The organism is Paracidovorax sp. MALMAid1276 (assembly GCF_049198005.1).
Lineage (GTDB): Bacteria > Pseudomonadota > Gammaproteobacteria > Burkholderiales > Burkholderiaceae_C > Acidovorax.
Window position 1 is genome coordinate 26,973 of the sequence record NZ_JBMIRS010000051.1, and the last position, 23,062, is coordinate 50,034.

Below are 23,062 nucleotides of genomic sequence, written 5' to 3' on the forward strand. Positions count from 1 at the left end.
TTGTCTCTCAGTTTGATGGCTTTTTTTATGAATCAAAACACCCTCCTGCGCTTACTGGTAAAGCACAGGCAGCTATTCTTTTCGTAGCGACGTGGCCACGGTCTTCACGCATTCGCGCAGCCACGCGGCGGCAGCGGAATGGTGGGTGCGCGCATGCCAGAGCTGGTAGTACATGAGCCGCGGAAACGGCACGGGGCACGGCAGGATGGCCAGGGGCAGTTGGGCCACATAGCGCTCGCAATACTGGCGGCCGGTGGTCAGCACCAGCAAGCTGGATGCCACGATGTCCGGGATCAGGCTGAAATGCGCGCAGCGCGCGGTGATGTTGCGCTGCAGGCCCAGGCCGTCCAGGTGCGCGTCGATCACGCCGCGCGCGCCGGGGTGGGTGGGCGTGGGCGCGATGTGCTCGGCCGCCAGCCAGTCGTCCACGTCCCAGCCGCGCCGCACGGCGGGGTGGTCGCGGCTGACCAGGCACACCACTTCGTCGCCGAACAGGCGGCCCATGTGCAGATCATCCGGCGGCTGGGGCCAGTTGCCGATGACCACGTCCACGTCGCCCTGCGCCAGGTGCGCGTGGTAGTGCGCGTCGGCCGACAGGGGCAGGATCTCGATGGGGCACAGGGGCGCTTCCACCTTGATGCGGGCCACGAGCTGCGGCAGGAAGAGCGGGTCCAGGTAGTCGCTGGCGGCCACGCGGAAGGTGCGGGTGGAGGTGCGCGGATCGAAGCCGCGCGCATCGGAGAACAGCGCCTCGGCCGAGCGCAGGATGGCACCGGCGGGCTCCACCATGCGCAGCGCGGCATCGGTGGGCATCATGCTGGCGCCCGAGCGCACCAGCAGCGGGTCGCCCGCCAGATCGCGCAGCCTCTTGAGCGCAGCCGACACCGCCGGCTGGTGCATGCCCAGGCGGACGGCGGCCCTCGATACGCTGCGTTCTGTAAGCACGGTGTGCAAGACCCTGATGAGATGGAGGTCTATCTTGTCGAAAAGCGCGTGGTCTCTCATAGCGGTGGGGGCATGGGTGCCATAAGCTTGCGGTTATGCCGGCGGCGCCTGCGCGCTCTACCCTCCTAAGAACCCAAGAACATCGAAGTGGCTTTTGTGATGACTATCCGCCCCTTGCAATTCCTGCGCCGTGGCCAGCCCGTGGCGCTGGGCAATGTACCACCCGACCGCACGCTGCTGGAGGTGCTGCGCGAAGACCTGGGCTGCACCGGCACCAAGGAAGGTTGCGGCGAAGGCGACTGCGGCGCCTGCACGGTGGTGCTGGGCGAGGCGCGCGACGGCAAGTTGCACTACAGCGCCGTCAACAGCTGCATCCGGCTGGCCCACTCCATCGACGGCATGGCCCTGTGGACGGTGGAAGACCTGGCCGAAGACCCGATGATCCAGCCGGTCGGCGGCGCATGCAAACCGTCGCGAGCGGACGGCGGGCGAGGCGCACGGAGCGCAGGAACCGGAATGGACATGCAGGTCCATGAGGATTCCGAGCACCGGGCAACGACGCCCCCCGTTCGCGCAGCAGGTTTGCACCCCGCGCAAGAGGCGATGGTGCAGTGCCACGGTTCCCAATGCGGCTTCTGCACCCCGGGCTTCGTGATGAGCCTGTTCGGCATGTACCAGAACCATGTGGTCCCGGCGCTGCCCACGGCCGACGGCCCGCTGCCTACCGAGGGGGTGCTGGCGCCCATCACGCGCGAGCTGGCGCAAGAAGAACTCTCGGGCAACCTGTGCCGCTGCACCGGCTACCGCCCCATCCTGGACGCCGCGCAGCAGATGGCCGCTCTGCCCCCCGTGGCGGTGGACGAGGCCACCGTGCTACAAAAATTAGAGCTATTGGCGCTTGACCAGCAAGCGCTGGAGGCCAATTCTTCTTATATCCTGCCGGCCACCCTGGACGACCTGCTGGCCGCGCGCGCCGCACACCCCACAGCGCAGGTGGTGGCCGGCTGCACCGACGTGGGCCTGTGGATCACCAAGCAGCACAAGCAGTACGAGCGCATCCTGGACCTGACGCGCGTGGCCGAGCTGCGGGCGGTGCAGCAGGATGCGCACGCCATCACCATCGGCGCGGCCGTCAGCCTGACGGACGCCTTTGCCGCGCTCACCGCGCAGTGGCCGCAGCTGCACGGCTTTGCCAGCCGCTTTGCGGGCCTGCCGGTGCGCAACTCGGGCACGCTGGGCGGCAACGTGGCCAACGGCTCACCCATCGGCGACTCGATGCCGCTGCTGATCGCGCTGCGCGCCCAGGTGGTGCTGGCCAGCGTGCGCGGCGAACGCAGCCTGGCGCTGGAAGACCTCTACACAGGCTACCGCCAGAACGTGATGGCGCCCGACGAGCTGCTGGTGCGCATCGTGGTGCCGCGCCCCGGCGTTACCGAAGCGCTGCGCGCGTACAAGATTTCGAAGCGCTTTGACGACGACATCTCGGCCGTCTGCCTGGCCGTCAACCTGGACATCGAGGCCGGCACCGTGCGCCGCGCCAGCGTGGGCGCCGGGGGCGTGGCCGCCACCCCGGCGCGCGCGCGCCAGACCGAGACCGCCCTCACCGGCCAGCCGTGGACGGCCGACACCGTGGCCCGCGCCGCGCAGGCGCTGCAGGCCGAATTCAGCCCCATCTCCGACATGCGCGCGAGCGGCGCCTACCGCCGCACCGTGCTCGCCAGCCTGCTGCAGCGCTTCTGGCTCGAAAGCCAGGGCGAAGAGGCCGTGAGCGTGGAGAACTTCCGCCTGGAGGCACTGGCATGAACCAGCGAGAAACCCTGCCCCCCACCGCCGACCCGATCAGCCGCGACGCGGTGGACGCTCCCGTCGCGGCCCAAGCCGACGCGCATGCGGCCGAGCCCGCGGCACCGCTGCAGACCAGCGCCCCCGCCAGCCACCGCGCCATGGGCCAGTCGCACATCCACGAAAGCGCGCGCGCCCAGGTGGCGGGCGCGGCCCACTACATCGACGACCTGCCCGAGGTGAAGGGCACGCTGTATGCGTCGCCGATTTTGTCGACCGTGGCCCACGGCAAACTGAACGGCGTGGACGCCAGCGCCGCGCTGGCCCTGCCCGGCGTGCGCGGCGTGGTGCTGGCGCAGGACGTGCCCGGCGACAAGCTTCTGGCCGCCTTCGCACACGACGAGCCCGTGTTCGCCGTCGACACCGTGCAGCACATCGGCCAGGTGATCGGCCTGGTGGTGGCCGACTCGGTGATGCAGGCGCGCCGCGCCGTGCGGGCCGTGAAGGCCGACATCACGCCCCTGCCCGCCGTGCTCAGCGTGCACGACGCGCTGAAGGCGCAAAGCTATGTGCTGCCCCCGGTGTTCGTGCGCCGGGGCGATGCGGCAGCGGGCCTCGCACAGTCGGCCCACCGCCTCCAGGGCGCGTTCGAGGTGGGCGGGCAGGAGCACTTCTACCTGGAAGGCCAGATCGCCTACGCCCTGCCGCTGGAGCAAAAACAGTGGTGGATCTACTCCAGCACCCAGCACCCGGGCGAGGTGCAGCACTGGGTGGCGCATGCTTTAGGCATCGACAACCATGCCGTCAAGGTCGAGTGCCGCCGCATGGGCGGTGGCTTTGGCGGCAAGGAGACCCAGGCCGGCCACCTGGCCGTGTGGGCCGCCGTGGCGGCCAACAAGCTGGGCCGCCCCGTCAAGCTGCGGCTGGACCGCGACGAAGACTTCATGGTCACCGGCAAGCGCCACCCCTTTGCCTACGAATACGACGTGGGCTTTGACGGCACGGGCCGCATCACGGGCCTCAAGCTGCAGATGGCCGCCAACTGCGGCTTCAGCGCCGACCTGTCAGGCCCCGTGGCCGACCGCGCCGTGTTCCACAGCGACAACGCCTACTACCTCAGCGACGTGGAGATCGCCTCGTACCGCTGCAAGACCAACACCCAGAGCCACACGGCCTTTCGCGGCTTTGGCGGCCCGCAGGGCGTGATCGTGATCGAGGCCATTCTGGGCGACATCGCCCGCGCGCTGGGCCGCGACGCGCAGGACGTGCGCATGGCCAACCTGTATGGCAAGGACGACAGCGACGGCCGCAACGTGACGCACTACCAGATGACCGTGGAGGACAACATCCTGCACGCGCTGATGCCCCAGCTGGAGCGCGACGCCGACTACCGCCGCCGCCAGGCCGACATCGCGGCGTGGAACGCGCTGCAGCCCGTGCTGCGGCGCGGTCTGGCCATCACGCCGGTCAAGTTCGGCATCAGCTTCACGGCCACGCTGTTCAACCAGGCGGGCGCGCTGGTGCATGTGTACACCGACGGCAGCGTGCAGGTGAACCACGGCGGCACCGAGATGGGCCAGGGCCTGCACACCAAGGTGGCGCAGATCGTGGCCGACGAGCTGGGCGTGCCGCTCTCGCGCGTGCTGGTCACGGCCAGCGACACCAGCAAGGTGCCCAACGCCAGCGCCACGGCCGCCAGCAGCGGCACCGACCTGAACGGCCGCGCCGCGCAGTTTGCGGCGCGCAATGTGCGCGACAACATCGCCTCGTTCGTGGCCGGGCTCGACACCTGCGGCGCGGGCGCCGTCCGGTTCGAGGGCGGCCAGGTCATCTCGCCCAAGAAGGTGCGCGCCTGGGGCGACGTGGTGAAGGAGGCGTACGCCAACCGCATCCAGCTGTGGAGCGACGGCTTCTATCGCACGCCCAAGATCCACTACGACAAGGCCACGCTCACGGGCCGCCCGTTCTACTACTTCGCCTATGGTGCGGCGTGCTCCGAGGTGGTGATCGACACCCTCACCGGCGAGAGCCGCGTGCTGCGCGTGGACATCCTGCACGACGTGGGCCACAGCATCAACCCGGCGATCGACATCGGCCAGATCGAAGGCGGCTTCGTGCAGGGCATGGGCTGGCTCACCACCGAGCAGCTGGTGTGGAACGACAAGGGTTACCTGTCTACCCACGCGCCCAGCACCTACAAGATCCCGGCCACGGGCGACATCCCCGCGCACTTCAAGATAGCGCTGTGGCCCGAGGCCAACCGCGAGGACAACGTGGGCGGCAGCAAGGCCGTGGGCGAGCCGCCGTTCATGCTGGCGATCAGCGTGTACGAAGCCCTGCGCAACGCGGTGGCTGCGGGCCGCAGCGCGGACGCTGCTGGCAAGCCCGTGGTGCTGACGGCGCCGGCCACGGCGGAGAACGTGCTGCGGGCGCTGGGGCGGGTGGCGGGGTGAGGGGCGGCGGTGCGTGCACCAGCACGCGCCTCGCTGCTCGCCCACAAGAAAACTCCTGATTTGATAGCTGTCAGCGCTTGACCAGTAAGCGCTGGGGCCCAAAAAACCCCAAAATTCCCGGTTTCCTCGCTCCCCTCTCCCCTCGCGGGAGAGGGGCCGGGGGAGAGGGGGGATACCCCCCGGCGCTCTGCCACGTCTCCCCCTCTCCCCCACCCTCTCCCGCGAGGGGAGAGGGAGCAAACCCCCGCCAGCCCGCTACACCGGCCCGAGCGCCATCCGCCCCGAGGCCGTCGCCTGCCTCGCGTGCCGCGTCTCCACCCGGTTGCGCCCCGCGCGCTTGGCGTCGTAGCAGGCCATGTCGGCCGCATACAGCACCGAGGGCACGTCCTGCAGGCTGGCGTCCAGCACCACCAGCCCGATGCTCACGCCCAGCGTGAAGCTGCGCCCCTGGTACGACGGCTCCCATGCCGCGACCGACACGCGCAGCTGTTCGGCCACCGCCTGGCCGCGCGCCAGTGCGCAGCCGGGCAGCACCACGGCAAACTCGTCGCCGCCCAGGCGCGCGGCCCAGCCGATCTGGCGCACCTGCGACTCCAGCAGGCGCGCCACATGGCGCAGCACGTCGTCGCCCGCGTCGTGCCCTGCCACATCGTTCACCACGGTGAAGTGGTCCAGGTCCATGAACAGCACCACGCCATCGCCATCGGGCTCCTGCCCCTCGGCGGGCGGGTGGCGCGGGCGCGTTGCGCGCTCGGCCATCAGCAGGCCCAGGCGCTCGTCGAACGCGGCGCGGTTGTAGAGCTGGGTCAGCGCGTCGTGGCTGCGCTCCCAGGCGTGTTGCGCCTGGGCTTCGCGCGCGGCCGTGATGTCCTCCAGGATCCACAACGTGCCGCCGTCCAGCTCGCCGTCCAGCTCACCGGGTTGCACGCCCCGGCCCTGCACGCGCGCCCACACGGGCGTACCGTCCTTGCGGGTAAAGCACACATCGCCGTCAAACGCGCCGTGCGCGGCAAACTCGGCCTGCACGCGCTCGCCCAGGCGCTGGTAGTCGGCATCGGTGGCATAGAGCATGCGGGCCGGGCGGCCCCTCAGCTCGCCGGGGCCGTAGCCCAGCATCAGCCCGGCCTGCCGGCCGACCACATCGAGCAGGCCCTGGCGCGATATGACGATGCCCACCGAGGCGTTGTCCAGAATGGCCTCGAACTGCCCGTTCAGCGTGGCCATCTGGCGCTGCTGGCGGTGCGCCTGCCGCACCAGCCCCTCAAAGGCCCGCACCAGCGCGCCCACTTCGCCGCCTGCGCGCGGCCAGGCAGCGTCTTCGGGCGCGGGGGGCGGTGCACCCGCGCTGGCTGCGGGCTGCAGCAGGCGGCGTGCGCCGTGCGTGAGCTGCGCCAGCGGCTGGGCCATCCACCCCATCAGCAGCGCCACGAGCAGCGCGCACAGTGCCATGCTGGCCGCTGCCAGCCACCAGGCATCGCGCTGGGCGCCCTGCAGCGGCTCCAGCAGGGCCTGCGAGTGGCTGACCCGCGCCACGAACCACTGCGGAAGCGGCATGCCCGCCAGGCTCACGACGTGGTCGGGCTGCGCATGGGTGATGCCCCGGCCCACCACGGGCTGGGCCTGCGTCTGCCACTGGGCATAGACGGGGGCCAGCCCCGGCTCGTCGCGCACCTGGCCCATGACGCGGGTGGGGTCGGAGTGCGAAAGAATGGTGCCGTCGCGCGTGAACACGATGAGCCGCGAATCGTCGCGCGCGGGCAGCGCCATGGAGGGCGGCAGCAGCCCCTGCGACTGCAGGCGCAGCGCACCGGCCACCACGCCCAGCACGGTGCCGTCGTCGCGGTGCAGCGGCATGGTGAACATCACGCGGGCATCGCTGGTGCGCCCGCCGATCAGCTCTGACACCAGCGGCTTGCCATGCACCAGCGTGCGGCGCAGCGCATCGCGCTCGGCCGGGTCCAGCTCCGAGGCCTTCTGCAGCCGCCCGGCGCGCAGGTTCATGCGCAGCTCGCCGTTGTCGCGCGCCACCTGCATCGAATCGAAGAACTGCACGGCCGGCAGGCCCTGCTGCAGCAGCCATTCCAGCGTGGAAGGCGAGTCGAGCATGCCCGGCGTGATGCCCGCCGCCACGGTGCGCAGCACCTTCTGGCTCTGCTCGATCTTGCTGGCCAGCAAGCGGGCCACCACCTCGACCTCGTCGGTCTGCTGGCTCACCATGCGGCGCATGGCCTCTTGCCCCGACGCCCGCGTGACCAGCCACGCCGACACCGCCCCCGACACCATCACCGCCAGCACCGCCACCAGCACCAGGCGCAGCACCAGCGCACCGGGCATCTTCCAGCCCGGCGCATCGGGGTGCGGCGCAGGGGTGGCGGGGGGCGTCATGGACACTCCGGGAAGCGGGCGCGGACGGGGCGCAAGGGCGTGAACACAGGGCAGGCGGTTGGCATGGCGTCGGGTCAGGCCAGACAGTTGCCAACAAATATACGCAGCGCCCCACGCCCCGGGCTTGGGTGGAACCCTCGGTCAAAGCGGGTGAAAACCCTGATCCACCGGCGCTGCCGCCCAGGGCTGCCGCGCAACGACGGCGCACCATCCGCGCACCGTCCAGCAGCATGGCAAGGCGCGCCCGCAGCCGCACTCACGCTGCCGCCCGTGCGCACCCCACACACGGGACAATCCCCCGAAAAATTTGAATGAAAATGCCCTTCAGCGCTTATTGGATAAAGGCTAATAGCTACAAAATCAGTAGCGCACGGAAATCATTCACATTGGTGTGCGTGGGGCCGGTCACCAGCAGATCACCCAGCCCCGCGAAGTAACCCCAGGCATCGTTGCGCGCCAGGTGGTCGTCGATGCGCAGGCCGGCCCCTTCGGCGCGGGCCAGCGTGTCGGGCGTGACGAAGGCGCCGGCGTTGTCTTCCACGCCGTCGATGCCATCGGTGTCGGCCGCCAGCGCCCACACCTGGGCCTGGCCCTGCAGCGCCTGGGCCAGGCCCAGGCAGAACTCGCCCGCGCGGCCGCCGCGGCCCCGGGCCGCACCGGGTGCGCGCGGGCGCACCGTCACGGTGGTCTCGCCGCCCGACAGCACCACGCAGGGGCGCGCAAAGGGCTCGCCATGCCGCGCCACCGCCCGGGCCAGCGCGGCATGCACCTTGCCCACCTCGCGCGATTCACCCTCGATCTCGTCGGACAGCACATGCACCGCCAGCCCCGCGCTGCGCGCCGCATCGGCCGCGGCCTGCAGCGCCTGCCAGGGCGTGGCGATCAGGTGCACGGCGTGGTCGGCAAACCGCGCGTCGCCGGGCTTGGGCGTCTCGGGCGTGCCGGCTTCCAGCGCGGCGCGCACGGCATCGGGCACGGCAATGCCATAGCGGTCCAGAATGGCCAGCGCGTCGGCGCAGGTGGTCGCATCGGGCACCGTGGGGCCGCTGGCGATCACCGAAGGGTCGTCGCCCGGCACATCGCTGATGGTGAGCGTGACCACGCGTGCCGGTGCACAGGCCGCCGCCAGCCGCCCGCCCTTGATGCGCGAGAGGTGCTTGCGCACGCAGTTCATCTCGCCGATGTGGGCGCCGCTGTCCAGCAGCGCGCGGTTGATCTGCTGCTTGTCTTCGAGCGTGAGGCCCTCGCCCGGCAGCGTGAGCAGCGACGAGCCCCCGCCCGAGATCAGGCACAGCACGAGGTCGTCGGCCGTGAGGCCCTGCGTCAGATCCAGAATGCGCTGCGCGGCGGCCAGCCCCGCCGCATCGGGCACGGGGTGCGCGGCCTCCACCACTTCAATGCGCTGGGGCAGCCCGGCGGGCCGGGGTGGGATGTGCCCGTAGCGCGTGACCACCAGACCCGACAGGGGTGCGTCCACCGGCCACAGCGCCTCCAGCGCGTGCGCCATGGCGCCCCCGGCCTTGCCCGCGCCCAGCACCAGCGTACGGCCCTCGGGCGGTGCGGGCAGCCATTGCCGCATGCCGTGCAGCGGCTGCGCGCTGCGCACGGCGGTGTCGAACAAGGCCCGCAGAAACTCGCGCGGCGCGGTGCGCGCATCGGGCAGCGGGGCGGAGGGGGACGCGGTGGGGGTGCTGGGGTGGAGTTCAGGCATGGCGCCCATTGTGCAGCGCCCTTTTCCACACCCTCCCAAAGCATGACAAGTTGTAACCGGAATGTCACACCCGGCGGCTATCTTTGGCGCCTTGCTCAGGGACCGAGAACACGCCATGCACTACATCCAAGGGAGCCGACGGGAGGCCATGCTGGCGATGCTGTCGCCCGACGCCCGCCATGGCACGGGGCCCTTGGCCCGGCTGATGCAGGAGGGCGGCCTGCACTGCGTGTTCCAGCCGCTGGCCGACCTGCGCGAAGGCAGCATCTACGCCCACGAGGCCCTGATCCGCGGCCCGCAGGGCAGCCCTTTTCACACCCCCGACGTGCTGCTGGAACTGGCCCGGCGCGAGCGCCTGCTGCTCGACTTCGAGCTGCTGTGCGTGTTCACCGCGCTGGAGCAGTGGGGCCAGAGCGACGCCCCGGGCCGCCTGTTCGTCAACATCAGCGCCGATGCCCTGGTACACGGTGTGACCCTGCTGGGCACAAAGGCGCTGGGCGAAACCGTGCGCAGCCTGGGCCTGAGCGCGCGCCTGCTGGTGCTGGAGATCACCGAACACGAACGGGTGACCGACATGCCCCAGCTGCGCGAGGCCATCAAGGCCGTGCACGCCTGCGGCGCGCGCCTGGCGCTGGATGATTTTGGCGACGGAAGATCCAGCCTGCGGCTGTGGTCCGAGGTGAAGCCCGACTTCGTGAAGATCGACAAATACTTCATCCACGACATCAGCGAGCACCCCGAGAACCTGCAGATGCTGCAGGCCATCAAGGGCATTGCCGACGTGTTTGGCACCACGCTGATCGCCGAAGGCATCGAAACCCGCGACGACCTGCGCGCCCTGCGCGACCTGGACATCCCCTTTGGCCAGGGCTGGTTGCTGGGCCGCCCCGCCGCCGCGCCGCGCGACACGGTAGACATGCCCGCACTGGAGGTGATGCACGACCGCCGCGTGGCCGTGCTGCCCCACCTTGGCCAGGCCGCGCGGCCGGGCATCTTGCGCAGCCTGCTGGTGCTGCAGGCCCCCACCGTGGCCCCCAGCAGCAGCAACGACGCCGTGGCCGCCGTGTTTCAGCAGCACACCGACCTGCACGCCCTGGCCGTGGTGGACGGCACGCGGCCCGTGGCGCTCATCAACCGCCAGCAGTTCATGAACCACTACGCCACGCTGTACTTCCGCGAAGTGCATGGCCGCAAACCCTGCCTGGCGTTTGCCAACCCCGCCCCGCGCGTGGTCGAGCTGGACTGCGACGTGGACCAGCTCATGGGCATCCTCACATCGCAAGACCAGCGCTACCTGAACGACGGCTACATCGTCACCGACAACGGCCGCTACCTGGGCCTGGGCACGGGCGACCAGCTGGTGCGCGCCGTGACGGAGACCCGCATCGAGGCCGCGCGCCACGCCAACCCGCTCACCTTTCTGCCCGGCAACATCCCCATCAGCCTGCACATGCAGCGCCTGCTGGACAACGGCACCGAGTTTGTCGCCTGCTACGCCGACCTGAACAACTTCAAGCCCTTCAACGACCACTACGGCTACTGGCGCGGCGACCAGATGATCCGCCTGGTGGCCCGCCTGGCCACCGCGCACTGCGACGCGCGCCGCGACTTTGTGGGCCATGTGGGCGGGGACGACTTCATGCTGATCTTTCAGAGCAGCAACTGGCTGCAGCGCTGCAAGAACATCGTGGATGAGTTTGCGCGCGAGGCCATCACGCTGTTCGACGAACCCGCACGGCAGGCCGGCGGCATCGAGGCCGAAGACCGGCACGGCGTGCGCCGGTTCTTCCCCTGCACCACCCTCGCCATCGGCGCCGTGCGCATCACCCCCGGCCGCTTCCGCCACGCCGAAGAAGTCGCCAACCTGGCCGCCGTGGCCAAGCATGAAGCCAAACAGGCAGCGACCGGGGTGGTGCTGCATGGGGGGTTCACGGAATCGAGCCTGGGGGCGTTGGCGGCGGCGCGGGCGCTGCAGGATGTGTTGGCGGCGTAGGGTGGCCGAGGGTGACGTGGCTTTAACAGGACAACTGATGCCAAAGCCGTCATACCACCGCCGCTTCGCTTGCCACAATCGAAAACGAATGGTCCCACCATTCGCGAACTGGAGGAGGATCTAGCCCCAGTTGGATTCAGCAGGTTCGAGCTCCCCGAAGTTCTGCGAGCTTTCGAAGAATGACATTGCTATCGGCAAGCGAAATGAGCCCGTCATGTGGAACTTGAAATTCACCCAAGGATGGGGCCTCTGCACTGACAGCTTCACGCAACGCGCTGATGTACGGCTCGGGATCCAACTTATCCCTTATCGACATTTTGGTGAAATCGCCAGTTTTGACCCGACTCGAGAAAGCACGGTACATCGCCTCCTCATGATCTGACGCTCGCGCCGAAGGCCTCAATGCAGATGCAAGATATGCACAGGTCTCTGGGCGTAATGCGCTGGCTGTTTTCCCTAAATCTTCCAAATGAAGAGGCACATGCCAAGGCAATCTATCAGTCGAAGGATCGAAAACGGCAAATAGAGCTAATGCGTCGTTTCCAAGAACATTCTTTAAGTGGTTTCGAGCGATAGGCGTGAATTCTTCTGAAAATTTGTCGTGCAAAAAGTTGCAATCACGGACCGCATCCAGGGAAAACGGACTGGCAGTCGCATTGAAGGTCGCAGTGACAAAGGCCGCCTTTTTGGATACTGACACTGCACCAAAACCGTAGGTCGCTGAGCGCGAGACCTTTTGCGCCCGCGGAGTGGAGACTGTAGGAGCGAACCCCTTCCAATCCTCCACATCCAGATCATCCTCGCACCGCGAATGGCTGCGAGAACTGTGATATGCGTCATTGTTGGGATTGAGTTGGTTAGATCGATTGTCAAGATCGTGTTTTCTCGCCATGAAGTTCTCCAATCGGCACTTGTAAATCTGTCGCGCATAGGGACGCCAAAACTGGACTGAATTTTCAGCGAGAACTTGCTTCCGAAGCCGGTTACGGCTCGCCAGCCCTCAATTCCCCGCCCCCGCCTCAAACCACCGCTTCACCAGCGCCCGCTCCGCGTCCGTCATGCCCGTGGCGTTGTTCATGGGCATGAGCTTTTGCACCACCACCTGCTGGTAGATGGCTTGCGCGTGTTGCTTGACCTGCTCGGGCGAGTCCACGCGCAGGTTCTTCATTTGCACCTGGGCGCCGTGGCACAGATAGCAGCGCTGCTCCAGCACCACCTGAAGTGATTTGTAGTCATTTTGCCCCCCAGCGCTTGCTGGTAAAGCGCTGACAGCTCCTGTTTCAGGAGCAACCGCTGCAGCCGCCTGTGGCGCAGGGCGCATCCACACGATGGCGCCCACGATGACGGCCACGCCCACCAGCGCATACGGCAGCGGGTTGCCGTTGCGGCCCAGCTTATAGCCGTGGCGCATGACGAAGAACTGGCGGATGGCGGCGCCCGCAAACATCATGAGGATGAGCACCAGCCAGTTTTGCGGGTGGCTCCAGGTAAAGCTGTAGTGGTTGCTGAGCATGGCAAACAGCACGGGCAGCGTGAAATACGTGTTGTGCACGCTGCGCTGCTTGCCGCGTTTGCCGTGGATGGGGTCGACGTTCTGGCCGGTGCGGATCTGGCGGATGACGGTGCGCTGGCCGGGGATGATCCAGAAGAACACGTTGGCGCTCATGGCGGTGGCGATCATGGCGCCCACCAGCAGGAAGGCGGCGCGCCCGGCAAACCAGTGGCAGGCCAGCCAAGAGGCCACGCACACCAGCACAAACACCAGCGCGCCCACAATGGCGTCGCCGTTCTTCTTCTGGCCGAAGATGCGGCAGATGGCGTCGTACAGCAGCCAGAACACGACGAAGAAGGCGAGCGCCACGATGATGGCTGTGGCGGGCGCCCAGTCCATCTTCGACTTGTCGATGAGGTAAGTGCTGGCGCTGTAGAGGTACGACACGGTGAACAGCGCAAAGCCGCTGATCCAGGTGCTGTAGCTTTCCCAGAAGAACCAGTGCAGGTGCTTGGGAAGCTGCGGTGGAGAGACGGCGAACTTGACCGGGTGATAGAAGCCGCCGCCGTGCACGGCCCAGAGTTCGCCGCTCACGCCCTGCTTTTTCAGGTCTTCGTCTTCAGGCGGCGTGAGGCTGCTGTCCAGAAAGACGAAGTAGAACGACGAGCCGATCCAGGCGATGGCGGTGATGACGTGGACCCAGCGCAGCAGCAGGTTGGCCCAGTCGAGTACGTAGCTTTCCATATCTCAACCTTGGCAGCGCGGGGCGCTGCAAAAAAGTGGCAAACCTGCTCACCACTGCGGGCGCTCTGAGCAGAGATTTTGGTCGCGCACCTTGGCGGAAAATGATCCGCCGGGGCACCGCTGCGACCCGTGAAACCGAAAAATGTCAGTGAAAAGTGTATGCAGGATTTGTTCCTGGCTCCAGCCCCGGCCCGAGACTGAGGGGCCGGAATTACCCGGGGTCTGGCCCTCCCCTCAACGTCATCAGCAGCTGCGCGGCCACGGCCACGGCGATCACTTCGGGCTCCTTGCCCGTGATGCCGGGCACGCCGATGGGGCAGGTGACGTGGCCAAGCTCGGCGGGCGCAAAGCCCCGGTCGCGCAGGCGGTGCTGGAAGCTGGCCCATTTGGTGCGGCTGCCGATGAGGCCGATGAACGGCAGGTCGCCCCGCTCGCGCTGGCGGCGCAGGCAGGCGGCCACCACGTCCAGGTCTTCGGCGTGGCTGAAGCTCATGATGAGCACGCGGCTGCCCGGGGCGAGGCCGGGCACGGCCTGCTGCACGGGGTCGGAATGCTCGCAGGCCACGCCCTCGGGCGCGGGGTCGGGAAACACGCCGTCGCGGCTGTCCACCCAGGTGAGCGCAAACGGCAGCGGCGCCAGCACCCGGGCCAGCGCATGGCCGACATGCCCGCCGCCAAACAACGCCACCGGGTGCTGGCGCGGCGCCAGGCGGGCGGCCAGGCCCGATGCGGGGGCGCGGTCGGCGGCAGTGATGTTCTCAAAGCGCAGGTGCACCACGCCGCCGCAGCACTGACCCAGCGTGGGGCCCAGGGCATAGCGCTGCGTGGCCGGGGGCTGCGCCGGGTGTGCGGGGGCTGCCAGGCGGCGCCGGGCCTCGGCAATGGCCTGCAGCTCCAGCTGGCCGCCGCCGATGGTGCCCACGATGTGCCCGGCAAACACGGCCATCCACGCGCCCGCTTCACGCGGGGCAGAGCCTTGGGTAGACTCCACGCTCACGAGACAGGCGGGCGAGCGCTCCAGGGCGTCCCACAGCAAACGCAATTCAGTCACAAGCCTTTTCCATCCCCGTTGTTTATTAGCGACCCCAGCTTCTGGGAGCGCAGCACCAGCCCCGCCAATTCATCATGCCGACTTCTGCCACCGAGCGCCCTTCCAATACCCGCAGCCGCCACTGGCTGCTTGCCGGGCTCATGGCCACGGTGGCGGCCCTGGTGGCGGCGTGCAAGTCGGCCCCCGAGCCGCCCCCCGCCGTGCAGGACAGCCGCACGCCCAGCGCGGACCCCGCCACGGGCATCACGGGGCCGGTGCCCGCCAAGGCGGGCTCGGCACGCACCTCCGCCGCCAGCACCCCGCGCGCCTACCGCGAAGACGCCGCCACCCATCTGTATGGCCTGAACCGGGACCGCATCTTCAAAGGCAAGCTGCCGCCCATGCTGTATGCGATTGGCGTGCTGGAAGTGGACATCGACCGCACTGGCAAGGTCACCCGGCTGAACTGGATGCGCGCCCCCAAGCACGCGCCCGAGGTGGTGGCCGAGATCGAGCGCACCGTGCGCGCCGCAGCGCCCTTCCCGGTGCCCGCGCGCATGGGTAAGGTGACGTACACCGACACCTGGCTGTGGGATCGAAGCGGGCACTTTCAACTGGATACGCTCACCGAGGGGCAGCTGTAGGTACATCCCCCTGAGGCGCTTCGCGCCTTCCCCCTTCTCTCGAATGGCTGCGCCATTCGGGAAGGGGGACGATGCCCTCGCTGCGGGGCGGCCCTTGCTCGGCATCCCTGGCCTGGGCCGCGCCATCTTCATCGGCCGCGCTCCTCAGGAGCCACGGTAGGTCGAATAGCTCCACGGGCTGACCAGCAGCGGCACGTGGTAGTGCTGGTCGGCATGGGCAATGCCAAAGTCCAGGCTCACCTGGTTCAAAAAGTTCGGCTCGGGCAGTTGCACGCCCCGGGCCTTGAAGTAGCCGGCCACGTCAAAGCGCAGGCGGTAGGTGCCGGTGCGCAGGCTGGCGTTGTCGAACAGGGGGGCGTCGGTGCGGCCGTCGTGGTTGAGCACCAGGCGCTTGACGAGGGTGGCGTTGTCGCCGTCGGTGGCATACAGGCTGACCTCCATGCCTGCGGCGGGGCAGCCGTGCATGGTGTCGAGAACGTGGGTACTGAGGCCCATGGCAATCTCCTGAAGGGTGTTCGCTGCACCGGCAACAACGCCCGCGCCGCAATGTGTAGACCAAAAGTGTATACACTTTTTGCCTTCCACCGTATCATGCTGCCATGGAATCTTCATCCACCAGCGCCATCGTCGAGGCCCTGACCCGCGCCATCGTAGAGCACCGCCTGCAGCCCGGCACCAAACTGGCCGAGCAGAAGCTGGCCGACCACTTCGGCGTGTCGCGCACCCTGGTGCGGCAGGCGCTGTTTCAGCTGGCGCAAAACCGGCTGGTGGCGCTGGAGCCCGCACGTGGCGCGTTTGTGGCCACGCCCTCGGCCGAAGAGGCCCGGCAGGTGTTTGCCGTGCGCCGCATGCTGGAGAGCGAGATGACCCGCGCCTTTGTGCGCCAGGTGACGCCCGCCAAGATCAAGGCCCTGCGCGCCCACGTGGCCGCCGAAAAAGCCGCCGTGGGCAGCGACGACGCCAGCAGCCGCACCGAGTTGCTGGGCGACTTCCATGTGCGCATGGCCGAGCTGATGGGCAACGAGGTGCTGGCCCAGTTGCTGGGCGACCTGATTTCGCGCTGCGCCCTCATCACGCTGATGTACCAGTCGGCCAGCGCGGCCGAGCACTCGCACGAAGAGCACGCCGACATCGTGGCCGCCCTGGCCGCCCGCGACGAAGAGCGCGCCGTGGCGCTGATGCAAAGCCATCTCGAACATGTGGAGGCCAGCCTGGCCTTTGACCGCAAGCGCCCGGCCAGCGACCTGGCCGCCGCGCTAGCAACATGAAACACCCCCTGAGTCGCTTCGCGCCTTCCGCCTCTCTCTACGCGCTGCGCGCTACGGAAGGGGGGCGCAGCCACCGCACGCAAGCAAAGCGCCGCATGCGCGGCGGGGCGGCCCTTGCGCGGCTGCCCTCGCCTGGGCCCTGCCGGTTTCATCGGCTGCGGTTAACGCGCAACGCTATGGAGAACCAAGGAAACTACCTGACATGATCTACGACGCCACCGCCCCCTACCCCCGCGACCTGATTGGCTACGGCCGGAACCCGCCGCACGCGCAATGGCCCGGCGGCGCCCGCATTGCGGTGCAGTTCGTGCTGAACTACGAAGAAGGCGGCGAGAACGCCGTGCTGCACGGCGATGCGGGCAGCGAGCAGTTCCTGTCGGAAATGTTCAACCCCGCCAGCTACCCCGAGCGGCACATGAGCATGGAAGGCATCTACGAGTACGGCTCGCGCGCGGGGGTGTGGCGCATCCTGCGCGAGTTTGAAAAGCGCGGGCTGCCGCTCACGGTGTTTGGCGTGTCCACCGCGCTGCAGCGCCACCCCGATTTGACCGCCGCCTTTGTGGAACTGGGCCACGAGATCGCCTGCCACGGCCTGAAGTGGATCCACTACCAGAACGTGCCCGAGGACGTGGAACGCGCCCACATGCAGGAGGCCATGGACATCATCCAGCGCATGATCGGCGAACGGCCCCTGGGCTGGTACACCGGCCGCGACAGCCCCAACACGCACCGCCTGGTGGCCGACTTTGGCGGTTTTGAATACGACAGCGACTACTACGGCGACGACCTTCCCTTCTGGATGAAGGTGCAAAAGACCGATGGCAGCGTGGTGCCCCAGCTCATCGTGCCCTACACGCTGGACTGCAACGACATGCGCTTTGCCCTGCCCCAGGGCTACTCGCACGCCGACCCGTTCTTTCAGTACCTGAAAGACACCTTCGACGCGCTGTATGCCGAGGGCGACCCGGCCGGCGGCAACGCGCCCAAGATGATGAGCATTGGCATGCACTGCCGCCTGCTGGGCCGCCCCGGGCGCATCACGGCGCTGCAGCGTTTTCTGGACCACATTGCGCAGCACCGCCACGTGTGGGTGGCGCGGCGCATCGACATCGCGCGCCACTGGGCGCGGCACCATCCGGCACCCGTTTTATGAACCCAATTGCCCCCCAGCGCTTATCCAACAAGCGCCGGCAGCTCACTTTTTTGAAGCATTGATCACCATGCCCCTGACCCTGGAACAACTCAACGCCGCCAGCCCCGCCGATGCGCTGGCGCTGCTCGACGGGCTGTACGAGCACTCGCCCTGGATTGCCGAGCAGGCGCTGGCGCAGCGGCCTTTTCGGTCGCTGGCCCAGCTCAAGCACGCGCTGGCTCAGGTGGTGCGCACGGCCGACCTGGACGCCAAGCTGGCCCTCATCCGCGCCCACCCCGAGTTGGCGGGCAAGGCCATGGTGGCGCAAAACCTCACGGCCGAATCCACCAACGAGCAGAGCAAGGCCGGCCTGACCCACTGCACGCCCGAGGAGTTCGAGCGCATCCAGCAGCTCAACACCGCCTACAACGAGCGCTTTGGCTTCCCGTTCATCCTGGCCGTGCGCGGGCCGCGCGGCACGGGCCTGAGCAAACGCGACATCATCGACACCTTTGCCCGGCGCCTCGACAACCACCCCGAGTTCGAGCTGGCCGAGGCCCTGCGCAACATTCACCGCATTGCCGAGATCCGCCTGGCCGACAAGTTTGCCGCCGAGCCGGTGCTGGGCAACGACGTGTGGGACTGGCACGAAAAGCTGGCCGAACACTCCGACCCCGGCTTTGCCGAAAAAGGCCAGCTCACCGTCACCTACCTCACCGACGCGCACCGCGCCTGCGCGCAGCGCATCAGCCACTGGATGCGCGACTGCGGCTTTGACAGCGTGGAGATCGACGCCGTGGGCAACGTGGTGGGCCGCTACCACCCCGCTACGCCCGATGGGCGCTATCTCATGACCGGCTCGCACTACGACACCGTGCGCAACGGCGGCAAGTACGACGGGCGGCTGGGCATCTTCGTGCCCATGGCCTGCGTGCGCGAGCTGCACCGCGCGGGCCGCCGCCTGCCCTTTGGCGTGGAAGTGGTGGCGTTTGCCGAAGAAGAAGGCCAGCGCTACAAGGCCACCTTCCTGGGCTCGGGCGCGCTCATCGGCCACTTCAACCCCGCCTGGCTGGACCAGAAGGACGCGGGCGGCGTGACCATGCGCGAGGCCATGCAGCACGCGGGCCTGTGCATTGACGACATTGCCAAGCTGCAGCGCGACCCGGCGCAGTACCTGGGCTTTGTCGAGGTGCACATCGAGCAGGGCCCGGTGCTCAACGAGCTGGACCTGCCACTGGGCGTGGTCACGTCCATCAACGGCGGCGTGCGCTACATCGCCGAGATGATCGGCACCGCCAGCCACGCCGGCACCACCCCCATGGACCGCCGCCGCGACGCCGCCGTGGCCGTGGCGGAGCTGGCGCTCTACATCGAGCAGCGCGCCGCGCAGGATGGCGACTCGGTGGGCACCATCGGCCTGCTCAACGTGCCCGGCGGCTCCATCAATGTGGTGCCCGGCCGCTGCCAGTTCAGCCTGGACCTGCGCGCCCCCACCGACGCCCAGCGCGATGCGCTGGTGCGCGACGTGCTGGACGAGCTGGCCCGCATCGCGCTGCGCCGTGGCCTGCGCTACACGCTGGAAGAGTCGATGCGCGCCGCCGCCGCCCCCAGCGCCCCGGCCCTGCAGCACCACTGGGAGCGCGCGGTGGATGCGCTGGGCGTACCCGTGTTCCGCATGCCCAGCGGCGCGGGCCACGACGCGATGAAGCTGCACGAAATCATGCCCCAGGCCATGCTGTTCACGCGCGGCCTGAATTCCGGAATCAGCCACAACCCGCTGGAATCCAGCACCAACCACGACATCCAGCTGACCATCGAGGCCTTCGCCCTGGTGCTGGAGCAGCTTGCCGAGGAGCACCAGCCATGACGACCCCCGACTACAGCGCCCTGGACGCCTGGATCGACCAGCACTTCGACGAGGAAGTGCGCTTTCTGCAGGCCCTGGTGCGCGTGCCCACCGACACGCCGCCCGGCAACAACGCCCCCCATGCCGAGCGCACGGCCGAGCTGCTGAAGGACTTTGGCTACGAGGCCGAAAAGCACGCCGTGCCTGCCGCCGACGTGCAGGCCTACGGCATGGAATCCATCACCAACCTCATCGTGCGCCGCCCCTATGGCAGCGGTGGCAAGACCATCGCGCTGAACGCGCATGGCGACGTGGTGCCGCCGGGCGAAGGCTGGACGCACGACCCCTACGGCGCCGAAGTGGTGGACGGCAAGATGTACGGCCGCGCCACCGCCGTGAGCAAGAGCGACTTCGCCAGCTTCACCTTCGCCGTGCGCGCCCTCGAAGCCGTGGCGAAGCCCGCCAAGGGCGCGGTGGAGCTGCACTTCACCTACGACGAAGAATTTGGCGGCGAGCTGGGCCCCGGCTGGCTGCTGCAGAAGGGCCTGACTAAGCCCGACCTGATGATTGCCGCCGGCTTCAGCTATGAAGTGGTGACGGCCCACAACGGCTGCCTGCAGATGGAAGTGACCGTGCACGGCAAGATGGCCCACGCGGCCGTGCCCCACACGGGTGTGGACGCGCTGCAGGGCGCGGTGCACATCCTGAACGCGCTGTATGCGCAGAACGGTGAATACAAGAAGGTTACGTCCCAGGTCGCGGGCATCAAGCACCCCTACCTGAACGTGGGCCGCATCGAAGGCGGCACCAACACCAATGTGGTGCCCGGCAAGGTGGTGTTCAAGCTCGACCGCCGCATGATCCCCGAGGAGAACCCGGTGGAAGTGGAAGCCGCCATCCGCCGCGTGATCGAGCAGGCGGCAGGCGAGCGCGACGGCATCCGCGTGGAGATCAAGCGCCTGCTGCTGGCCAACGCCATGACGCCGCTGGCGGGCAACGCTCCTTTGGTCGAAGCGATCCAGAAGCACGCCCACGCCGTGATGGGCGAGGCGCTGCCCGCCGTGGGCACACCGCTGTACACCGATGTGCGCCTGTATGTGGAGCGCGGCATCCCCGGCGTGATTTACGGCGCAGGGCCGCGCACCGTGCTCGAATCGCACGCCAAGCGCGCCGACGAGCGCCTGGAGCTGGAAGACCTGCGCCGCGCCACCAAGGTGATCGCGCGGGCGTTGAGCGATTTGCTGGGCTGACGCGACCAAACTGGTGCGCGGAGGCTTTCTACACAAACCTCCGACGCGTTTGCACCTTCAGTCTCCAGTCAAGGCCGATACCGCGTCAGGGCATCACCTGGGCGTCGGTCATTCGCGGGCAGTCGGTGCATTCGGGAGGAACGTTCCTGAAAACAATGTCGCGCCCCACGCGAACCGAACTGATGGGCGGATCCAGATACCAGTACAACTGGCCGTTGATCCACAAGTCCACCACACTGCTCTCGCCCATCAGGGCTTCAGAGTCTCTGCGATACAGGCGGACAAAGGAAGGGGATTCCATGTCGCGATAGAGCAGAAGGCGCAACAACGGAGATACGTCGTAGTACTCCAGCCGATAGACCTTGCGGGGGCTGATGTCCACCCCCGTGAGCTTTGGTGTGAGCCCAGCCCACAGCCCAACAACGACAGACAAGGCAAGCGCCAGCCCGCCTGTCGAACGCAAATACTTCCGCGATGGAGGTACGCTGGTCACAATGGCCACAGCCGCCCCTGTTTCAGGGCATCACTTGCGCATCGGTCAATCGCGGGCAATCGGTGCATTCGGGGGGAACATTTTCGAAAACAATGTCGTTCCCCACCTGAATCGCATTGATGGGCGGATCCAAATACCAATACAGGTCGCCGTTGAGCCACAAGTCCACCACTCTGCTTTCACCTAACAGGGTTTCCGGATTTATACGGTAGAGACGGACAAAAGAAGGGAATTTCATGTCGCGATACCGCAGAAGTCGCAGCAGCGGAGAAACATCGTAGTACTCCAGCCGATAGACATTGCGGGGACTGATGGACACCCCCGCGGGCTCCGGGGCGAGCGCGCGCCATATCCCCGCCACAACACACAAGACCACCACCAGCCCGCCTATCAAGCGCAAATACCGACGCCATGGCTGCATGTTCGTCACCATGCAAGTTGCAAAGGGACCGGCAGCCGCACTCGCAGGACATCCGAGAGCACCATGAAGTCGCCTCCTCTATGGTGCTCTTTTCTCCAACGGCGGAAATCCTGATTCTGGACGAAGTATTTGTGGCCCTGTACCGTGGCGGGGGCCTCGTCCACCACCTCGTCTTTGATTTTTACCTCCCGTCGCGTGCTGATTCCACACGCCATGCCTTGGAAGCCCCAGCACCCCAAAGGCTGGGAGAAAAAGGCTCCTCCATCGTTGAAGTCGTAGGAATCGCGAAGATAAAACCCAGTTCATCGATTTCCAGCAATGCCTTCCCCTGGCCCTGTGGAACAACCATGCCGGAGGCGGCCACGTTGAGTTGCGCCTCTCCCATCGCGCCGTAAAAGTCGTTCACGGTGTCACTCATCTGGCCAAATGCCAAGTAGTTCACCTGGCAGGTGTGATGCAGCACCTTGGCCGGCTGCGCTAGATTTCCAAATCGCCAGCACTGCTGGCTTCGATGGGCGCCTTGGCTTATGACACGACGCTTGAGCAGTTCAATTCCAGCGGGACTGGCCCATTTCGCCCGGAGCGTGTTGACTGCCACCTGAACTTGTGAGAACCCCATGGCCCATTTCATGGTGACAATGGATTCATCGAGATAGGCGGAATCCAGGTTGCTCATACGGTAGCGATCCTGGCTTTTTTTCATCTCCAGCGGCATCTCTTAAGGTGCCCCGTTGAACCACCGCTCCATCAATGCAGCCGCCACGTGCCAGCCTTGCCGCGTTTTCATGACCGACGGAATGTCACGTAGTTGGAATAGCCTTGTTTGATGTTTGGGCGCCAGTCTTCGTTGCAACTGCTCGCGCAATGCCTCTTGCGGCACGGTGATGACTTGTCCCAAAGCACTCCCCCTGTGATCTGAATGGCTCCGGATTATCGAAAGGGTTTGCGCCTCTTTCAGTTCGCCAACACAGTTTCTTGTTACGACAAGTAGGCACGCGCCAAGCGTCCATGCAGCCTGCGTGCACGGGTCGCACCCAACTTCCGCCAATGGATGCCGCATGCCATCCACCCACTCATCGAATCCGGTATCCTGCTGGCCTCGATCACGGCCGTGGCCCTGAACGTTTTCTTCAATGGCGCCAGCCGCGACACCTCCGCCGCTGTGAATGCCGCACGCCAGGCCGACGCCCACTAGTGTCCCGCCTGCCCGCTGACGAAAACCCGTTGCCGCCCCCTGCCAGCCTCGGTTGCCAGGGGGTTTGGCTTTAGAGCCTGTTCAAAGTCTTTTTGGAGATCGCATTGGAGTGCAATCGGGATGAGTGGATGCTTCGGATGCGCCGCATGGGCTCATGCCCATGCAAGCAGCCGGAGCGTTCACTCGCCCGATTTCGCTCCAACCCTTTGGGCAGCGGCCTTGGCGGGCGGTCTGCGGCGTTGCGGCGCTTGTGGATAGCCGGGCTATCCACTGCGCAC

17 protein-coding genes and 2 pseudogenes are annotated in these 23,062 nt (G+C 67.2%); 9 read left to right on the forward strand and 10 right to left on the reverse strand.

Annotated features, from left to right (window positions below; genetic code table 11):
* Positions 1 to 72 precede the first annotated feature (72 nt).
* A complete protein-coding gene (locus tag ACOQFS_RS03055; protein ID WP_421561501.1) occupies positions 73 to 1,005 on the reverse strand; it encodes a LysR family transcriptional regulator in 933 nt (310 codons plus the stop codon).
* A 99-nt stretch (positions 1,006 to 1,104) separates the two neighbouring features.
* Here ACOQFS_RS03055 and xdhA point away from each other — a divergent pair, with 99 nt between their 5' ends.
* Both xdhA and xdhB read left to right on the forward strand, forming a co-directional pair.
* Positions 1,105 to 2,748 carry a xanthine dehydrogenase small subunit gene (gene xdhA, locus ACOQFS_RS03060; protein ID WP_421561502.1) on the forward strand — a complete coding sequence of 548 codons (1,644 nt, stop codon included), beginning with the start codon at positions 1,105 to 1,107 and terminating at the stop codon, positions 2,746 to 2,748.
* Entirely contained in the window at positions 2,745 to 5,180 is a 2,436-nt protein-coding gene (gene xdhB, locus ACOQFS_RS03065; RefSeq protein WP_421561503.1) for a xanthine dehydrogenase molybdopterin binding subunit, read from the forward strand. The genes xdhA and xdhB overlap by 4 nt, the downstream gene beginning before the upstream one ends.
* A 255-nt stretch (positions 5,181 to 5,435) precedes the next feature.
* Here xdhB and ACOQFS_RS03070 read toward each other — a convergent pair whose 3' ends face one another.
* Together ACOQFS_RS03070 and ACOQFS_RS03075 are read right to left on the reverse strand one after the other, a co-directional pair.
* Positions 5,436 to 7,565: a sensor domain-containing diguanylate cyclase gene (locus tag ACOQFS_RS03070; RefSeq protein ID WP_421561504.1), complete on the reverse strand. Its 2,130-nt coding sequence runs from the start codon at positions 7,563 to 7,565 to the stop codon at positions 5,436 to 5,438.
* Between the two features lie 352 nt (positions 7,566 to 7,917).
* A complete protein-coding gene (locus ACOQFS_RS03075) occupies positions 7,918 to 9,276 on the reverse strand; it encodes a glycerate kinase type-2 family protein (protein WP_421561505.1) in 1,359 nt (452 codons plus the stop codon).
* Positions 9,277 to 9,391: 115 nt separating this feature from the next.
* Between ACOQFS_RS03075 and ACOQFS_RS03080 the strand changes: the two genes are divergently transcribed.
* A complete protein-coding gene (locus ACOQFS_RS03080) occupies positions 9,392 to 11,269 on the forward strand; it encodes an EAL domain-containing protein (protein ID WP_421561506.1) in 1,878 nt (625 codons plus the stop codon).
* Positions 11,270 to 11,405: 136 nt separating this feature from the next.
* Here the strand turns inward: ACOQFS_RS03080 and ACOQFS_RS03085 are convergent, their stop codons facing one another.
* The 3 genes from ACOQFS_RS03085 to xdhC form a co-directional block, all read right to left on the reverse strand.
* A complete protein-coding gene (locus tag ACOQFS_RS03085; protein ID WP_421561507.1) occupies positions 11,406 to 12,161 on the reverse strand; it encodes a hypothetical protein in 756 nt (251 codons plus the stop codon).
* A gap of 108 nt (positions 12,162 to 12,269) precedes the next feature.
* The gene (locus ACOQFS_RS03090) at positions 12,270 to 13,505 is read right to left on the reverse strand and encodes a urate hydroxylase PuuD (protein ID WP_421561508.1); all 1,236 of its coding nucleotides are present in this window, start codon (positions 13,503 to 13,505) and stop codon (positions 12,270 to 12,272) included.
* A 211-nt stretch (positions 13,506 to 13,716) separates the two neighbouring features.
* Positions 13,717 to 14,556 (reverse strand): xanthine dehydrogenase accessory protein XdhC, encoded by an 840-nt coding sequence (gene xdhC, locus ACOQFS_RS03095; protein ID WP_421561509.1) that lies wholly within the window; start codon positions 14,554 to 14,556, stop codon positions 13,717 to 13,719.
* A 140-nt stretch (positions 14,557 to 14,696) separates the two neighbouring features.
* Here xdhC and ACOQFS_RS03100 point away from each other — a divergent pair, with 140 nt between their 5' ends.
* Positions 14,697 to 15,179 carry a hypothetical protein gene (locus tag ACOQFS_RS03100; protein ID WP_421561517.1) on the forward strand — a complete coding sequence of 161 codons (483 nt, stop codon included), beginning with the start codon at positions 14,697 to 14,699 and terminating at the stop codon, positions 15,177 to 15,179.
* A gap of 144 nt (positions 15,180 to 15,323) precedes the next feature.
* Here the strand turns inward: ACOQFS_RS03100 and uraH are convergent, their stop codons facing one another.
* A complete protein-coding gene (uraH, locus tag ACOQFS_RS03105) occupies positions 15,324 to 15,674 on the reverse strand; it encodes a hydroxyisourate hydrolase (RefSeq protein WP_421561510.1) in 351 nt (116 codons plus the stop codon).
* A gap of 104 nt (positions 15,675 to 15,778) precedes the next feature.
* Here uraH and ACOQFS_RS03110 point away from each other — a divergent pair, with 104 nt between their 5' ends.
* From ACOQFS_RS03110 to ACOQFS_RS03125, 4 genes are all read left to right on the forward strand, one after another.
* Entirely contained in the window at positions 15,779 to 16,447 is a 669-nt protein-coding gene (locus ACOQFS_RS03110) for a GntR family transcriptional regulator (protein ID WP_421561511.1), read from the forward strand.
* 202 nt (positions 16,448 to 16,649) lie between these two features.
* On the forward strand, positions 16,650 to 17,600 hold the full coding sequence (gene puuE / locus ACOQFS_RS03115; RefSeq protein WP_421561512.1) for an allantoinase PuuE: 951 nt from the start codon (positions 16,650 to 16,652) through the stop codon (positions 17,598 to 17,600).
* A 67-nt stretch (positions 17,601 to 17,667) separates the two neighbouring features.
* Positions 17,668 to 19,446 carry a 2-oxo-4-hydroxy-4-carboxy-5-ureidoimidazoline decarboxylase gene (gene uraD / locus ACOQFS_RS03120; protein WP_421561513.1) on the forward strand — a complete coding sequence of 593 codons (1,779 nt, stop codon included), beginning with the start codon at positions 17,668 to 17,670 and terminating at the stop codon, positions 19,444 to 19,446.
* On the forward strand, positions 19,443 to 20,675 hold the full coding sequence (locus ACOQFS_RS03125) for a M20 family metallopeptidase (protein ID WP_421561514.1): 1,233 nt from the start codon (positions 19,443 to 19,445) through the stop codon (positions 20,673 to 20,675). The genes uraD and ACOQFS_RS03125 overlap by 4 nt, the downstream gene beginning before the upstream one ends.
* Positions 20,676 to 20,760: 85 nt before the next feature.
* Here the strand turns inward: ACOQFS_RS03125 and ACOQFS_RS03130 are convergent, their stop codons facing one another.
* The 3 genes and pseudogenes from ACOQFS_RS03130 to ACOQFS_RS03140 form a co-directional block, all read right to left on the reverse strand.
* On the reverse strand, positions 20,761 to 21,108 hold the full coding sequence (locus ACOQFS_RS03130) for a hypothetical protein (RefSeq protein WP_421561515.1): 348 nt from the start codon (positions 21,106 to 21,108) through the stop codon (positions 20,761 to 20,763).
* A gap of 82 nt (positions 21,109 to 21,190) precedes the next feature.
* A complete protein-coding gene (locus tag ACOQFS_RS03135; RefSeq protein ID WP_421561516.1) occupies positions 21,191 to 21,601 on the reverse strand; it encodes a hypothetical protein in 411 nt (136 codons plus the stop codon).
* Positions 21,595 to 22,649 (reverse strand): annotated as a pseudogene (locus ACOQFS_RS03140) (DUF6402 family protein). Before ACOQFS_RS03140 ends, ACOQFS_RS03135 begins: the two are co-directional and overlap by 7 nt.
* On the opposite strand from ACOQFS_RS03140, the pseudogene ACOQFS_RS03145 reads away from it, so the two are divergent.
* Positions 22,617 to 22,784, forward strand: a pseudogene (locus ACOQFS_RS03145) (purine permease); the annotation flags it as partial. The pseudogenes ACOQFS_RS03140 and ACOQFS_RS03145 sit on opposite strands and share 33 nt — an antisense overlap.
* Positions 22,785 to 23,062 lie beyond the last annotated feature (278 nt).